This is a genomic window from Corynebacterium sp. HMSC069E04, from assembly GCF_001813175.1.
Lineage (GTDB): Bacteria > Actinomycetota > Actinomycetes > Mycobacteriales > Mycobacteriaceae > Corynebacterium > Corynebacterium aurimucosum.
In genome coordinates this window covers 123,280-138,747 of sequence record NZ_KV811624.1, presented here as the reverse complement: position 1 = coordinate 138,747, position 15,468 = coordinate 123,280, and the positions used below count along the sequence as shown (strand labels likewise).

Genomic DNA, 15,468 nt, shown 5'->3' with positions numbered 1-15,468 from the left:
CTAGCCCATCGCTTGCGGAGCTAGGCCGCCAAAAACAACACGCTCAAAGGTGCTGGCCAGCTCCTCGGCATCAAGCCGCCCCTCCGGCTCATACCAATCGGACGTGGAGTTGATCATTCCGAAAATCATGCGGGTCAACAGCGGAGCCTCAATGTCGGAGCGGATAGCCCCCTCCTCCTGAGCAGCCTCCACCAGCGGAACCACGGAACGCGTCAGCGTACGGCGGCGCTCCAACGCACTCCGCTCCACCTCGGAGTTACCCCTTAAACGGAGCAAGAGTGCAACAGACTTCGGGTCGGAGCACAGCACCTCAATCGAGCCACGCAACAGCCCGCGGACCCTCTCCCCCGCCGACACATCGGCCGCGGCCATCTCTTCCGCGACCGCCTCCAAACGGCTGAGCGCCTGCACTACCGTCAGTTCCAAGATCTCTTCTTTCGACGAGATGTGGTGATACAGCGCAGACTTGGAAATCCCCAATTCGCTCGCCACGTTATCCATCGACGTGGCGTCGTAGCCGCGGGCAGTAAAAGCACGAACGGCTGCACGAATGACATCTTCACGGGAGTAGCCGGGGCGGCCACGGGCCGCGCCCTGGACAGCGGATTTCTCATTCTTCACGCAGTCCATTCAAGCAGAGAGCCCCGAGCACCGTTAGACTAGTGAGCCACCACACCCCTTTTCGCTCCCTCGGCAGCACTGCGGAAGACCCTTCCCAAGGAGGATTTCCCATGAGCACCGAGCACCCCATCCTCGCCCCCGGCGTCGCCGAAGGTCCCGAGTTCAGCCACGTACGCGCCATGTTCGATGACGACCGCGCCACTGCGGAAATTGGTGCGAAAATTACCGCGCTGAACCTCGGCAGGTGTGAAGGCCACTTCACCATCCGCCCTGAAATGTGCAATGGGCACGGTACGGCACAAGGCGGCTATTTGTACATGTTCGCCGATTCCATCTTCGCCGGCGCCTGCAATGCCGGCGGCGACTTGGCCGTGGCCGCGCACAACTCGATCCACTACATCGCCCCCGCCTTCGAAGGTGACGTCGTTGACGGGGTCGGAATTACCCGCCAAGCCTGGGGCCGCAATGGCGTCGTCGACGTCACCCTCAGCATTAAAGGCAAGCCCATTGCCGAGTTCCGCGGCACGTTCCGCGTCTTGCCCACCAAGCCCGAGAATCGCACAAAGTAGGGCGCAGCTCACAAACGTGGTTGACATAGCTCACACATGGCCCATATACTGACCAACCAGTCAGTAAGTATCACCCAGCCGACACTGAGTAGAGAGGGAACGATTCCTCCCATGACCCCATCAGAAAAAACACTCACCGCCGTTCCGGCCGCGGATGAAGCACAAGCACAGCAGCGCTTCGACGAGCTCATCGCCGAAGACTCCCGCATCGAGCCCACCGACTGGATGCCGGCTGCTTACCGCAAGACTTTGACGCGCCAGATTTCCCAACACGCGCACTCCGAAATTATCGGCATGCAGCCGGAGGCCAACTGGATCAGCCGCGCGCCTTCACTCAAGCGCAAGGCCATCCTCATGGCCAAGGTGCAGGATGAGGCCGGCCACGGTCTTTACCTCTACTCCGCTGCGGAGACCTTGGGCACCTCGCGCGACGAGCTGGTACAGCAGCTGCTCGACGGCACCGCCAAGTACTCCTCGATCTTCAACTACCCGGCGCGCACGTGGGCCGACATCGGAGCCATCGGCTGGTTGGTGGATGGTGCTGCCATCTGCAACCAAGTGCCGCTCTGCCGCGCCTCTTATGCTCCCTACGGCCGAGCCATGGTGCGCATCTGTAAGGAAGAGTCCTTCCACCAGCGTCAAGGCTGGGAGATCCTCTACGAGCTGTCCCACGGATCCCCCGAGCAGAAGCAGATGGCTCAGGAAGCCATCAACCGTTTCTACGGCCCGGCACTGCAGATGTTCGGCCCGCCGGATGATGACTCACCCAACTCCAAGCAGTCCATGGCATGGAACATCAAGCGCTTCTCCAACGATGAGCTGCGCCAGCGCTTCGTGGACATGATCGTTCCACAGGCCGAGGCCCTTGGCCTGCACTTCGAGGACCCAGACCTGAAGTGGAACGAGGAGCGCGGCCACTATGACTTTGGTGAGCTTGACTGGTCCGAGTTCAAGGCCGTCATTAAGGGCGAGGGTCCCTGCAACGTGCAGAGGATGCAGCGTCGCCGCCAAGCGCATGCCGATGGCGCCTGGGTCCGTGAGGCTGCCGCAGCCTACGCCGAGAAGCACCACTCGGCTGATAGCTCGCTCATTGCTTAACGCCTAAGCACACTGCCCAACCAGTTTCGAGACCTTAAGGAAGATTCCATGTCTAGCTCTAACTGGCCCATGTGGGAGGTCTTCGTACGTTCCTCCCGCGGCCTTTCTCACGTCCACGCCGGCTCGCTCCACGCACCGGATGCCACGATGGCCCTGCGCAACGCCCGTGACCTCTACACCCGCCGCAACGAAGGCACCTCCGTCTGGGTCGTACCCAGCGAGGCCATTGCCTCTTCCGACCCTGATTCCAAGGGCGGATTCTTCGAGTCCCCGCAAGGTAAGAGCTACCGCCACGCCACGTACTACGACAAGTCGGAAGGAGTGCCGCACCTGTGACCGGATTTGCAGCCGCCGATTCTGCGACCAAGCAATCGCAGGGCAACGGCATCACCGCAGAAGACATCGCCGCCTCCGGCGCAGTCGCACCCGAGGACACGGCGCGCTATGCGCTCACGTTGGGCGATGACGCCCTCATCCTGGCCCAGCGCCTGGGCTGGTGGATTTCGCGGGCACCAGAGATGGAGGAGGATATCGCCCTAGGCAATATCGCTCTCGATCTCATTGGACATGCCCGCTTCCTCCTCACCTATGCCGGCACCGCATGGGGCAAGACCGAGGATGACTTGGCCTACTTCCGCAATGAGGAGGAGTTCCGCTCCGCCCGCCTTGTCGAGCAGGAGAATGGCGACTTCGGCTACACCATCGCCCGCCAGCTGCTCTTTTCCTATTACCAATACGGGCTCTACACGGCTTTGCTGGAGTCGAAAGATGAAACCATTGCGGCTATCGCAGCCAAGGCCATCAAGGAAGTCGAGTACCACGTCGACCACGCCAACCAATGGGTTCTGCGCCTAGGCCTCGGCACCGAGGAGTCTCACCGCCGTATCACGGAGGGCCTGATGTACATGTGGCCCTACCTTGACGAGCTCTTCGAGGATCTCCCGCTCCACGAGAAGCTGGCGGCAGAAGGCATCGCCGTCTTGCCGTCGAGCCTGCGCGAGCAGTTCGATGAGCGCATCGCCTACGTCTTAGACAAGGCAGGTCTGGCTATCCCGGAGGTCAAGCAAGCCCGTTCCGGGCAGCGCACCGGACGCTTCTCCGAGCACCGCGGTTTCATCCTCGCGGAGATGCAGTCCCTAGCTCGCCAGCACCCCGGCGCGACCTGGTAGAGAAAAGGAAAGGACCAAGGTTTCACCGTGTCCATCACAGATAAGTCCCACCCGCTGCGCCCCACGCAGCCTGACGACGCCCACGTGTGGGACGTCACCGCCGAGGTGCCCGATCCGGAAATCCCCGTTATTTCCATCGCTGACCTTGGTATTCTCCGAGATGCACGCCTGGAAGGCGATACTGCGGTGGTCACGATTACCCCAACCTATTCCGGCTGCCCCGCCATGGAGCACATCACGACGGACATCACCACAGCGCTGACCGACGCCGGCTACGCCAAGGTGCGTGTCGACCTCGTTCTCCACCCGGCGTGGACCACCGATTGGATGACGGAGACCGGCCGGCAAAACCTCAAGGACTACGGCATTGCCCCGCCCAGCGGTACAACCCGGGCCACGCCGGAAGGTCCTATCCCGCTCACGCTCGAACCGCCGCCGGCCATCGAATGCCCCCACTGTGGCTCCCGCCGCACACGTAAGCTTGCCCAATTCGGTTCCACGTCCTGCAAGGCTCTCTATAACTGCCAGGACTGTTTGGAGCCCTTCGACTACTTCAAGGTGCACTAATGACCACGACCCCGTCTGCCCCCGCAAAGAAGAAGGCCACGTTCAACACCCTGACCGTGTCCGAGGTGCGCGCCCTGACTTCAGACTCCGTGGAGGTTTCCTTCGCTATTCCTCCGGAGCTCCAGGACGACTATGACTACATCCCCGGCCAGTACGTTGCGCTGCGGGCAACTATCGACGGCCAAGAAGTCCGCCGCTCCTATTCCATCTGCGATGTGCCTCGCGACGGCGTGCTGCGCGTCGCCATCAAGCGCGACCGCGGTGGCGTGTTCTCCACGTGGGCCAACGACACTCTGCAGCCCGGCGACACCATGGATGTCATGAATCCGCAGGGCGCATTCACCTCGAAGACCCACCTGACCGGTCTGAACAATCCTGAGGCTGTCCGCGAGGAGCTGGAGAAGCTCGAGAATCCGCACCTCGTGGCCATCGCTGCGGGATCCGGCATCACGCCGATCATGGCGATTGCGCAGACGGTGCTCCACAGCTCCCCCGACACCACTTTTGAGCTCATCTTCGCCAACAAAGGCGGCGGTGACGTCATGTTCGCCGAAGAGATCGGTGACCTCAAGGACAAGTTCCCCACGCGTTTTGCCGTGCACCACGTCCTCTCCCGCGAGCAGCGCGTCAATCCGCTATTCTCCGGGCGCATCGACGCTGAAAAACTTCAGACCCTGCTGGATAACGTGGTGCGCACCGACAACGTCGACGAGTGGTTCCTCTGCGGACCCTTCGACTTGGTGCAGCTGGTACGCGATGAGCTGGCCAGCCGTGATGTCGGTGAGAAGGATGTGCGCTACGAGCTGTTCACCACCGGCAAGCCCTCCGGAGACCAGAACCAGGCTGGGCGCCACGTCGAGGTGGATCCGGAAGGCGATAACGTCAGCATTAATTTCCAGCTCGATGGCCTCTCCGGCTCCGTTGAGTCCCCGGTCTCTGCCAACGAATCCCTGCTCAACGCCACCCTGCGCGTGCGCTCCGACGTCCCCTTCGCCTGCGCCGGCGGCGTATGCGGCACCTGCCGCGCCAAGCTGGTGGAGGGTGAGGTCGACATGGCGGAGAACTACGCCTTAGAGGCCGACGAGGTCGAGGCCGGCTACATCCTGACCTGCCAGTCGCGCCCCACCACCCCGAACATCGTCCTCGACTTCGACGCCTAGGAGAAACACACATGATCGACCTGCACCACGACGCCGAAGCCGGAGTCGTCGAGCTCGTACTCAACAACCCGAAGGCCCTGAACTCCCTCGCGGAGGAGGACCTTGCCGAGCTCTCCCGCACCCTCGATGAAGCCGCAGAGCTTAGGCCCCGCGCGCTCATCCTGCGCGGTGAGGGCAAAGGCTTTTGCGCGGGCCGTAACATCAAGGGGCTCAACCCGCGTGAAGACGATGCCACTGCCTACCTCGCGGACGTTGTCACTCCCGTGCTCAAGAAGATCGACAACTTTCCTGCCCCCACCTTCGCCGCCGTGCACGGCCCCTGCCTGGGTGTCGGCCTCGGTCTCGCTTTGGCCTGTGACGTCGTCTACGTCGCCGAAGACGCCAAGTTCGGCTCCCCGTTTGCCAACCTGGGCGCCACTCTCGATTCAGGTGGGCACTCCCTCTTCGTCGAGCGCCTAGGAACGCACCGCGCGATGGACCTCATCATCACTGGTGACCTCATCTCCGGCGCGGAGGCAGTGCGCGCGGGGCTCTTCTCCCGCGCAGTACCTGCGGAGGAGCTGCTGGAGTTTACCCAGGGCGTCGCCCAGCGCGCAGCCCACGGCGCCACCCAAGCTTTCCTCACCAGCCGCACCCTGGTCCAGGACATCCGCGATAACGGCACCGGACTGTGGTCCAGCGTCGATGCCGAGAACATCGCTCAGGGAAAGCTCTGCGATACCGAGGACTACTACGAAGGCTTCGCCGCTTTCAACGAGAAGCGCCCGCCGGTCTTCCACGGCCGCTAAAACCTCCAGACCTTCTAGAACACACGACAGCTAACCCACCACAGCTAAGGAATCACATGACTGCATACCTGGTATCCGGCTTCCGCACCCCCGTGGGCCGCTACGGCGGCACACTATCCTCGGTTCGCCCAGATGACCTCATGGCCACCGCAATCAAGAAGACGGTGGAGGAGGCCGGACTCGACCCCTCCGCGGTGGATGAAGTCATCATCGGCAACGCTAACGGCGCCGGCGAAGAGAACCGCAACGTTGCTCGCATGTCCTGGCTGCTCGCCGGGTTCCCGGACACCGTACCGGGCATCACGGTCAACCGCCTGTGCGCTTCGGGCATGTCCTCGATTGCCCTGGCCACCGCCCTCGTGGAGTCCGGCCAGGCGGATATTGTCATCGCCGGTGGCGTCGAATCCATGTCCCGCGCCCCCTGGGTCATGGAGAAGCCAAACAAGCCTTTTGCTAAGCCAGGCCAGGTTTTTGATACCTCCATTGGCTGGCGCTTTGCCAACCCGAAGTTCGCGGAGCAGGAGAAGATGACCTACTCCATGCCGGAGACCGCCGAGGAGGTGGCCAACGTCTTTGGTATTAGCCGCGAGGACGCCGATTCCTTCGCAGTGCGTTCCCAGGAGCGCGCGCTCGCTGCCATCGAGGCCGGCAAGTTTGCCAGGGAAATCGTGCCCATCGAGGTCACCGACCGCAAGGGCAACGTCACCGTCGTCGACACCGACGAAGGCCCCCGCCCGGGCACCACGATGGAGGTCTTGGCCAAGCTGCGCCCGGTGACCTCCCTGGGTGACGTCACCACAGCAGGTAACGCCTCTTCGCTGAACGACGGCGCCTCCTGCGTCATTGTCGCCTCCGACGAGGCCCTCAAGAAGCACAACCTGACCGCCCGCGCCCGCGTGGTGGCCAACTCCGCACGCGGTGTGCGCCCAGAGATCATGGGCACCGGCCCCATCCCGGCTACCCGCGACGTGCTGGAGCGCGCCGGCTGGGAGCTGGACAGCGTGGATGCCGTCGAACTCAACGAAGCTTTTGCCTCCCAGTCCATCGCTTGCATCCGCGAGCTGGGCTTGGATGAGAACAAGGTTAATACCTGGGGCGGCGCCATCGCGCTGGGCCACCCGCTGGGTTCTTCCGGTTCCCGTATCACCTTGACCCTGCTCAACCGCCTGGAAACGGACGGGTTGAGCCGCGGCATCGCCACCATGTGCGTGGGTGTGGGCCAGGGCACCGCAATTGCGATTGAGAGGGTCTAAATGACTACTGCCATTGAGATTTCGACGCGCGGTGAGAATGACGAGATTGTCCTCGCCAAGCTCAACCGCCCCGCCGTCCGCAATGCCATCGATGAGCAGATGGTGGCGGAGTTCCACGAACTCTGCGCGCAGCTCGAGTCCGATCCCCGCATCCTCATCATCACCGGCTGCACCGTGGATACCCCGAAGGGCCCCCGCGGGATCTTCGCCTCCGGGGCGGACATCGCGCAGCTTCGTGAGCGCCGCCGCGAGGACGCCCTCCGCGGCATCAATTCCGGCATCTTCCACCGCATCGCCTCGCTGCCCGCCCCCGTCATCGCAGCGGTGGATGGCTACGCCCTCGGCGGCGGATTGGAGCTGGCCTTAGCCGCCGACTTCCGCGTGTCCACTCCTTTTGCCAAGTTTGGCCAGCCTGAAGCCGGCCTGGGTATCGCTGCCGCCGCGGGTGCCACCTGGCGCCTCAAGGAGTGCGTGGGCACCCCGCTGGCGAAGGAGATTCTGCTGGCCGGGCGCATCCTCAACGGCGAGGAGGCGCTGGCCAATCACCTGGTCAGCGAGCTGCACGAGCCGGATGCGCTGGTCGACGGCGCCCTGGCACTAGCCGAGCGCATCGCCCAGCAAGAACCACTGGCCGTGCGTTTGACTAAGCAGCTCATCTCTATGCCTGATGCAGCGCACCCGGCGGTGGACAACATCGCCCAGGCCGTGCTTTTTGAGTCCCCCGCCAAGTTTGAGCGGATGCAGGCCTTCCTGGACCGCAAGAAATAAACCTTCCACCCACAAGGAGAATCAACTCATGTCCTCAGAACTGCAGGTTCCTGCCAAGGTCGGCGTTCTCGGCGGCGGCCGTATGGGCGCGGGCATCGCGCACGCCCTTCTCGCCGCCGGCGCGTCCGTGACCGTAGTGGATATCAACGACGACGCCGTGGCCGCCGCTCGCGAGCGCGTGCACAAGGCCATCCGCGGCTCCCTCGACCGCGGGGCGGACGGCACCTTCGAATCCTGGGATGAGCGTCTCAGCTTTTCCACCACCGCCTCCGCCTTCGCCGGCTTCGACCTCGTGGTTGAGGCAGTTCCAGAATCGATGGATCTCAAGGTGGCCGCCTTCCGGGATATCGCCGAAGCGGCCCCAGAGGCTGTCGTCGCCACCAATACCTCCTCACTGTCGGTATCGCAGCTGGCAGAAAGCATCCCCAACGACGTCATTGGTCTGCACTTCTTCAACCCGGTCCCAGCTTCCAAACTGGTGGAAGTGGTTGTTGCCGAGTCCACGCCGGAGGCGCTCGTGGACACCGCCAAGGACTGGGTCGAGGGCTTGGGCAAGACCGCGGTGGTGGTCAAGGATGCCCCCGGCTTCGCTTCCTCCCGCCTCGGCGTGGCCATCGCGCTGGAGGCCATCCGCATGGTGGAGGAAGGCGTGGCCTCACCGCGCGATATCGACAACGCCATGGTGCTGGGCTACAAGTTCCCCATCGGCCCGCTGGAGCTGACCGATATCGTAGGCCTTGATGTGCGCCTCGGCATCGCCGAATACCTCGAATCCCAGCTAGGTGAGCGTTTTAGCCCGCCGCAGCTCATGCGCGACATGGTCGCCCGCGGGGAGCTGGGCCGCAAGTCCGGCAAGGGCTTCTACGACTACTCCGAATAAGCCGCACTCCCCCTCCACTATTTCCTAGCGCTCCTACTTCTTGTCCTTCGACGCCACGAGCGCGTTAGTGATGCGCGCCGTACACAGCCTCCTCCCCTCGTCATCTGTAATGATGATCTCGTGGGAGCACAGCGTCTTGCCCAGCTTGATGGCGGTGGCCGTCGCCGTGACCAGACCCGCGCGCCCGGAAGCGTGGTGCGTTGCGTTGATGTCCACGCCGACGGCGACCTTGCCCAGCGTCGAAGCGTGAATCACCGCCGCCCAGCTACCAACGGCCTCCGCTAGGCACGCCATGGCCCCACCGTGGAGCAGCCCGAAGGACTGGGTATTGCCCTCGACCGGCATGGTGGCCACCACTCGCTGGGCCGACTCTTCCAGGATTTCAACACCCATCTTCTTGTCCAGCTCACCCAACTGAATCTTCCATACCTCTGCGGTCATGCCGTACTCCTTACTTAATCCTAGAAATGTGACGCAGCCTATACTAGCCTGTATTTACTGACCAACCGTTCGGAAACTAATGGAAAGGCCAAACTTTTCGCTATGACTGAAGCCCTCGTCCCCAGCTACCTCTCCGGCCAGTGGCTCACCCCGGACAACCCCTCACGCGTCGCTGACGTGCACGATGCTTCCACTGGAGAAGTCATCGCTCGAGTCAGCGCCGAAGGCCTCGACATCGCCGGCGCCATCGACTACGCCCGCAGCACCGGGCGCGAAGGCCTCCAGAAGCTCACCTTCCACGAGCGCGCCCTCAAACTCAAGGAGCTGGCGATCTACCTCCAGGATCACCGCGAAGAGCTCTACGAACTGGCCAACAAGGCCGGCGCCAACAAGCGCGATAATTTCGTCGATATCGACGGCGGCATTTCCACCATGTTCACCTTCTCCTCGAAGGGCCGCCGCGAGATGCCTAATTCCACCGTCATGCCGGACGGCGAGGCAGAGGTCTTTTCCAAGGACGGCTCCTTCATCGGCCGCCACATCTACACCTCCATCCCTGGCGTAGCCGTACAGATCAACGCCTTCAACTTCCCCGTCTGGGGCATGCTGGAGAAATTTGCCCCGGCCTTCATCGCGGGCGTGCCCTCGATTGTTAAGCCCGCTACGCCGACCGGCTACATCACCGCGGCTTGTGTTCGCCTCATGATCGATTCCGGGATCCTGCCGGAAGGCAGCCTGCAGCTCATCTCCGGCTCCGCCCGCGACATGTTGGATCACCTGGACTACCGCGATCACGTGGCCTTTACCGGCTCTGCCGATACCGCGAATACCCTGCGCGCACACCACAACGTCATCGAGGGCGGCATCCAGTTCAGCGCGGAGGCTGACTCCCTCAACGCTGCCATTCTGGGTACCGATGTCACCGCGGACTCCCCGGAGTTCGAGGCCTTCGTCAAGGCAGTCTTCGGCGAGATGACCTCGAAGGCGGGTCAGAAGTGTACCGCCATCCGCCGCGCCATCGTCCCGCATGCGCTTGTCGACGCCACCATTGAAGCCCTCAGCGCACGCCTGCGCGACAAGGTCGTCGTGGGCGATCCGCGCGATGCCTCCGCCACCATGGGTCCGTTGGTCTCCGCGGATCAGAAGCAGGACGTCGCGGAGGCCGTCGAGAAGCTCAAGGCCGGCGGCGGCGAGGTAGTCTACGGCGGCGAGGAGGCCGAGGGCGCGTTCTTCAACCCCACTATCCTGCGCTTTGCCGATAATCGCACCCCAGCGGTCCACGACACCGAAGCCTTCGGCCCCGTCGTCTCCTTCCTGGGTTACGACTCCCCCGCCGAGGCCATCGAGCTCGCCGCCCTGGGCTCTGGTTCGCTGGTTGCCTCCGTTATTACGCATGACCCGCAGCTGGCACGCGAGTACGCACTCGGCATTGCTGCCCACCACGGCCGCCTGCATTTCCTTGACCGTGATGATGCGAAGACCTCGACCGGCCACGGCTCTCCCCTCCCGCACCTCGTCCACGGCGGACCGGGTCGCGCCGGCGGCGGCGAAGAACTGGGTGGTGTGCGTGGCATCCTGCACTACATGCAGCGCACCGCTATTCAGGGCACCCCGGATCACCTCACCGCCATCACGGGCCAGTGGCACCGCGGCGCGGCCGTGCAGCGCGTGACCCGCGCCGACGTGGAGAATGGCCAGGGCACCCACCCCTTCCGCAAGGACCTGGCTACGCTACAGATCGGTGACCAGTTCGCCTCCGACCTGCGCCACGTCTCCCTCGAGGAAATCCTCGAGTTCGCGGAGAAGACCGGCGATACCTTCTACGCCCACACTGACGAGGAGGCCGCAACGGCCAATCCCTTCTTCCCGCGCCGCGTCGCACACGGTTACCTGCTGGTCTCCTGGGCTGCGGGCCTCTTCGTGGAGCCTGCGCCGGGCCCGGTCCTGGCCAACTATGGCCTGGAGAACCTGCGCTTCATTACGCCGGTCACCTATGACGATTCCATCCGCGTGGAACTGACCGCCAAACGCATCACCCCGCGCGTGACCGATGACTACGGCGAGGTCTGCTGGGATGCCGTGCTCTACAACCAGGAGGATGAGATTGTGGCGACCTACGATGTGTTGACCCTCGTGGAGAAGGTGAACACGACCTACGCCGAGGGCACAGCCTCGGCGTAAAGATGATAATGTGCGAGCCAAGTCACACAATCGAGTCCGGTTTCTTTTATCATTACTGTCATGAAAGAAACTAACTTGGTCACTGGCTCCGTCATCATCGTCGGCAGCGGCCTCGCCGGCATGGTCGCCGGCTATGAGGCCCTCAAGGGCGGAAAGCACGTCATCTTCCTCGAACAAGAAAACCGCAATAACCTAGGCGGCCAGGCCTTCTGGTCCCTCGGCGGGCTGTTTTATGTCGACTCCCCCGAGCAGAAGATGATGCGGGTCAAGGACGCCGAAGAATTGGCCTGGCGCGACTGGGCCAACTCTGCCGACTATGACCCAGTGACCGAGGATGACCGGCACGATTTTTGGGGCGCGAAATGGGGCCGCGAATACGTACGCTTTGCCGCTAATGAGAAACGCACGTACCTCAAAGGGCTAGGCCTCAACGTCCTACCCACCATCGGCTGGGCCGAGCGCGGTTCGGGCGATGCCTCCGGCCACGGCAACTCCGTCCCGCGTTTCCACCTCACCTGGGGCACGGGCCCGGAGGTCGTGCGCGTCTTCCGCGAGCCGCTCCTTAAAGCAGAAGAACAAGGCCAGGTCGAATTCCATTTCCGCCACCGCGTGGACGAGCTCGTCGTCGAAAACGACGACGCTGGCAGCCCGCGCGTCGTCGGCGTGCGCGGCAGCGTCCTCTCCCCCACCAGCCAGCCACGCGGTGAGGCGAGCTCGAGAGAAGTGGTCAAGCACTTCGAGCTGCGCGGCTCTGCTGTCGTCATCGCCACCGGCGGCATCGGCGGCAACCTGGACAAGGTCCGCCGCATGTGGCCGACGCAGCGCTGGGGCGAATGCCCGGAGGAACTGGTCACGGGCGTTCCCGCGCATGTCGACGGCCGTGGCATAGACATCGCCCAGCAGGCGGGCGCCTCGGTGGTCAACACGGACCGCATGTGGGCATACACCGAGGGCATGACCAACTGGAATTCCATCTGGCCCGGCCACGGCATCCGTATTATCCCCGGACCGTCAGCACTATGGCTCGACGCCGAAGGCAACCGCCTGCCCACCAACCTTTTCCCCGGCACCGATAACCTTGCGGCCTTGGCCCACATTGGCCAGACCGGGCACGGTTACTCCTGGTTCGTGCTCAACCAGGCCATCGTGGACAAGGAGTTCATCTTCTCCGGCTCGGAGCAGAACCCAGACCTGACGGACAAGGAGTTCAAGAAGCTCGCCGGCAAACTAGGTCCTGGCACACACGTGGCAGTCAAAGCCTTCATGGACAACGGAATCGACTGGGTCGTGGAAGACAACCTGGAGGATCTTGTCGCCGGAATGAACCGCATTGCACCAGAGGGTTCCCCCACCATTGATGTAACCCAACTTAGAAAAGTCCTGGAAGATCGTGATTCCCAGCTGGATAATCCCTTCAGCAAAGACGCCCAGGTCAACTACCTCCGCGTTGCCCGCGGCTTCCTGGGCGACAAGCTTATCCGCGTTGCTCCCCCACACCGCATCCTGGATGAAACCAAGGGCCCACTCATCGCGGTGCGCCTGAAGTTCCTCACCCGCAAGACCCTGGGCGGGCTGGAGACCAACCTGGATGGCCAGTGCCTCAACCCCGATGGCTCAGTCCTCCCCGGTCTTTACGCCTGCGGCGAGGCCTCCGGATTCGGCGGTGGCGGCATGCACGGCAAAAATGCGCTGGAAGGCACCTTCCTGGGCGGTTGCATCCATTCTGGCAAGCGCGTGGGCGAAGCTTTGGCGCGCGAATAGCACGGTTTTCTAATACTGTCGGGCACTATGAACCTCGCCAGGAACGTCCGCATCGACGTGGAGAATCCCTTCTTCACCACGTCCCGCTTCGTCGCCGCCCCCGCCGAACTCACCGTGGGCGAAATGATGATCATCGTCCACGCCGCGCTCGGCCTCGAGCCCTCCCATCCGGGCATCCTCGTGGGTGAAGAAGGCACACCGATCGACGTCCTCACCATCATTGACCAGGACTTTTTCGAAACATTCCGGGAAGTAGCGCACTACCACCCCTCAGACGGCGCATGGAATATCAGCATCAGCGTGGCGGACACCTCACGCGTGGTCATGGGGCTGCCAGCCCTCATCGCCGGTGAAGGCCCCGATCTCATGAGTGAGCTGGGCAGCGCCGAGGCGATGTTCAAGGTGGGCCTCGATGTCCAGGCGACCATGGCCTACATGGCCGTACCCACGGACAGCATGGAGCGCATCTTCGCGCTCTTCCCCAACTACACACTGGACCAAATCCATCAGCGCCTCACCACGTTCTTCCCGCCGGCCGTGGCGCAGCGCCTGGCCACCATGGGCACGGAGGCCGCCAATCTGGAAGGCGGCACCAAGCCCGCGCTGCCTGGGGATCTCCCCCTCGATCCTTTCCGCTCCACTCCTTTCGAAGACATCCCGGTGCCGTCCTCGGAGATGCTGGAGGAATGGCGCGCGGAAATCCACGAGGCCTACCCGGAGCTGCGCCCCGACTACGAGCTGCCGGCGCTTGATGACGCCATCGCCGCCCACGTGGGCCAGCGGGTGCGCGAATACCTCGAGGTCATCGAAGAATTTCCGCGCCTCACCGGGGCCGGCTACCTGAAGCAGGCGGCCGTCGCCCGCCTCAAGGAGGGCCTCAACAGCCCCAATGATTTTGATGATGTCAAGCGCGAGGACTACCACCAACCGCTGCTGAACTTGCGGGGATTCCTCACGGACCTGGATTGGCTCAAGACCACAACGACGCAGATCAAGCTCACCAAATATGGCCGCAAGGCGATGAGCGATCCGCTCTGGGCCACGCAGGTCATCATGCACAACATCCCTTATGCCTACGCCGAGCCGGAGGGGATTCCTCAGCTCTCCTTTGAACTAGTCCATTTATTCCGGGGGGAGTGGGAGTTCAACCCGGAATACGACTACACACACGCCATCACCCGCGATCTGTTATTCACGCTCGGCGTCATCGAGGATGACTCCACGTTCCCTGACATCACCGATGGGTGCGAGGGCTTCCTCGGCGAGATCATCGCCAAGGTGCGCCAGGAGCTGAACCAAGAGCTGGATTAGCCCTGGTTCAGCCCCCTCCAGGCCGCATGCCGCTGCCTACAACTACCGCGAACAACTCACAACAACCTCGAAACAACTGCAAACAACCAGCAACAACCTGTCTGACCTGCTTTTTCACAACAAAGGGGAGCTCTAAACTAGACACAGTTGTTGGCAAAGTTGTTTCAGAGTTGTTTTTCACGACACTCAAGCCTCAGAAAAACAACTTCCTGGGAAATGGATATCGAAGAGAGGTGAACCAGGCAAGGGATTTTTTGAAAATTCACGCTCGAGGGAATGCGCACGTCCATGTTTGGGACTCAAAGAAGGAGCGCCAACCGCATACAACCAGCAATTTTGAAAGAAGGAATGAGTATGAATTCCACCTGCAGAATTGGACGTACCGTCATTTGCGCCTTAAACCCTAAAAGTCGCGCCGCCCCGAAAATTACATATGGCTACTTAATAGAAGATAGCTTTTACTAATGGCATGGACCGTGACACGCGCAAGGCCGTGGTCATGGATTTAGCCGATGAGCTGGGGAATTTAGTCGCGGCCTCCCCCGCCCTGGAGGAACAGCTCGGCGTGGGCCTTCCCCGCTTAGTCCGCACCATCATCGGGTTGGACGAATCCGCGGCGCGTTCCGCGTTTGCGGACATGATGGACGGCGCACGCCTGAACTCGGTGCAGCTGGTCTTCATGAACCAGATCATCGGCGGGTTAGTCCACAACGGAATCGTCACTGTCGCGGAGCTCTTTGAGAGCACCTTACGACAACTATAGTTCCCCCTTCGACGCCTTTGACGGCAACGTGGCCACCATCCATGGCATCAAGGAGCGCCTAGAGCGCGGATTGAACACAGCGTGAATGAGGTGCCCCTAAGGCCGTTCCTGAGGCACCTCAGAGGCGGTGCCGGAGTA

At 62.5% G+C, this 15,468-nt stretch carries 16 protein-coding genes; 14 read left to right on the top strand and 2 right to left on the bottom strand.

The window, feature by feature from the left end; translation table 11 throughout:
- A complete protein-coding gene (locus HMPREF2896_RS00665) occupies positions 1-621 on the bottom strand; it encodes a TetR/AcrR family transcriptional regulator (protein ID WP_246822960.1) in 621 nt (206 codons plus the stop codon).
- Between the two features lie 110 nt (positions 622-731).
- Here HMPREF2896_RS00665 and HMPREF2896_RS00660 point away from each other — a divergent pair, with 110 nt between their 5' ends.
- The 10 genes from HMPREF2896_RS00660 to HMPREF2896_RS00615 all read left to right on the top strand — a co-directional run bounded on the left by HMPREF2896_RS00660 (position 732) and on the right by HMPREF2896_RS00615 (position 8,873).
- Positions 732-1,190, top strand: coding sequence for a hotdog domain-containing protein (locus tag HMPREF2896_RS00660; RefSeq protein ID WP_070716897.1), 459 nt, complete (start codon positions 732-734; stop codon positions 1,188-1,190).
- Between the two features lie 111 nt (positions 1,191-1,301).
- On the top strand, positions 1,302-2,288 hold the full coding sequence (gene paaA, locus HMPREF2896_RS00655) for a 1,2-phenylacetyl-CoA epoxidase subunit PaaA (RefSeq protein WP_070444663.1): 987 nt from the start codon (positions 1,302-1,304) through the stop codon (positions 2,286-2,288).
- A gap of 48 nt (positions 2,289-2,336) precedes the next feature.
- Positions 2,337-2,624, top strand: a complete 288-nt coding sequence (gene paaB, locus HMPREF2896_RS00650) for a 1,2-phenylacetyl-CoA epoxidase subunit PaaB (protein ID WP_039672784.1) — start codon at positions 2,337-2,339, stop codon at positions 2,622-2,624.
- Positions 2,621-3,457 carry a 1,2-phenylacetyl-CoA epoxidase subunit PaaC gene (gene paaC / locus HMPREF2896_RS00645; protein WP_070444661.1) on the top strand — a complete coding sequence of 279 codons (837 nt, stop codon included), beginning with the start codon at positions 2,621-2,623 and terminating at the stop codon, positions 3,455-3,457. The genes paaB and paaC overlap by 4 nt, the downstream gene beginning before the upstream one ends.
- A 27-nt stretch (positions 3,458-3,484) precedes the next feature.
- Positions 3,485-4,024, top strand: a complete 540-nt coding sequence (gene paaD / locus HMPREF2896_RS00640) for a 1,2-phenylacetyl-CoA epoxidase subunit PaaD (protein ID WP_070444659.1) — start codon at positions 3,485-3,487, stop codon at positions 4,022-4,024.
- On the top strand, positions 4,024-5,184 hold the full coding sequence (paaE, locus tag HMPREF2896_RS00635) for a 1,2-phenylacetyl-CoA epoxidase subunit PaaE (RefSeq protein ID WP_070444657.1): 1,161 nt from the start codon (positions 4,024-4,026) through the stop codon (positions 5,182-5,184). Before paaD ends, paaE begins: the two co-directional genes overlap by 1 nt.
- An 11-nt stretch (positions 5,185-5,195) precedes the next feature.
- A complete protein-coding gene (locus HMPREF2896_RS00630) occupies positions 5,196-5,972 on the top strand; it encodes an enoyl-CoA hydratase/isomerase family protein (protein WP_070711350.1) in 777 nt (258 codons plus the stop codon).
- A 56-nt stretch (positions 5,973-6,028) separates the two neighbouring features.
- Positions 6,029-7,225 carry a thiolase family protein gene (locus HMPREF2896_RS12925; protein WP_070444653.1) on the top strand — a complete coding sequence of 399 codons (1,197 nt, stop codon included), beginning with the start codon at positions 6,029-6,031 and terminating at the stop codon, positions 7,223-7,225.
- Positions 7,226-7,993 (top strand): enoyl-CoA hydratase/isomerase family protein, encoded by a 768-nt coding sequence (locus tag HMPREF2896_RS12920; protein WP_070716896.1) that lies wholly within the window; start codon positions 7,226-7,228, stop codon positions 7,991-7,993.
- A 28-nt stretch (positions 7,994-8,021) separates the two neighbouring features.
- Positions 8,022-8,873, top strand: a complete 852-nt coding sequence (locus HMPREF2896_RS00615; protein ID WP_070716893.1) for a 3-hydroxyacyl-CoA dehydrogenase family protein — start codon at positions 8,022-8,024, stop codon at positions 8,871-8,873.
- Positions 8,874-8,906: 33 nt separating this feature from the next.
- On the opposite strand, the gene HMPREF2896_RS00610 is transcribed toward HMPREF2896_RS00615, so the two are convergent.
- On the bottom strand, positions 8,907-9,314 hold the full coding sequence (locus HMPREF2896_RS00610) for a PaaI family thioesterase (RefSeq protein WP_070444647.1): 408 nt from the start codon (positions 9,312-9,314) through the stop codon (positions 8,907-8,909).
- A gap of 102 nt (positions 9,315-9,416) precedes the next feature.
- Between HMPREF2896_RS00610 and paaZ the strand changes: the two genes are divergently transcribed.
- The 4 genes from paaZ (at position 9,417) to HMPREF2896_RS00590 (ending at position 15,330) form a co-directional block, all read left to right on the top strand.
- On the top strand, positions 9,417-11,495 hold the full coding sequence (paaZ, locus tag HMPREF2896_RS00605) for a phenylacetic acid degradation bifunctional protein PaaZ (protein ID WP_070716886.1): 2,079 nt from the start codon (positions 9,417-9,419) through the stop codon (positions 11,493-11,495).
- A 60-nt stretch (positions 11,496-11,555) separates the two neighbouring features.
- The gene (locus HMPREF2896_RS00600) at positions 11,556-13,256 is read left to right on the top strand and encodes an FAD-binding dehydrogenase (RefSeq protein ID WP_070716881.1); all 1,701 of its coding nucleotides are present in this window, start codon (positions 11,556-11,558) and stop codon (positions 13,254-13,256) included.
- A gap of 27 nt (positions 13,257-13,283) precedes the next feature.
- The gene (locus HMPREF2896_RS00595; RefSeq protein WP_070716879.1) at positions 13,284-14,567 is read left to right on the top strand and encodes a hypothetical protein; all 1,284 of its coding nucleotides are present in this window, start codon (positions 13,284-13,286) and stop codon (positions 14,565-14,567) included.
- Positions 14,568-15,036: 469 nt separating this feature from the next.
- On the top strand, positions 15,037-15,330 hold the full coding sequence (locus tag HMPREF2896_RS00590) for a type I restriction-modification enzyme R subunit C-terminal domain-containing protein (RefSeq protein ID WP_246823947.1): 294 nt from the start codon (positions 15,037-15,039) through the stop codon (positions 15,328-15,330).
- Positions 15,331-15,468 lie beyond the last annotated feature (138 nt).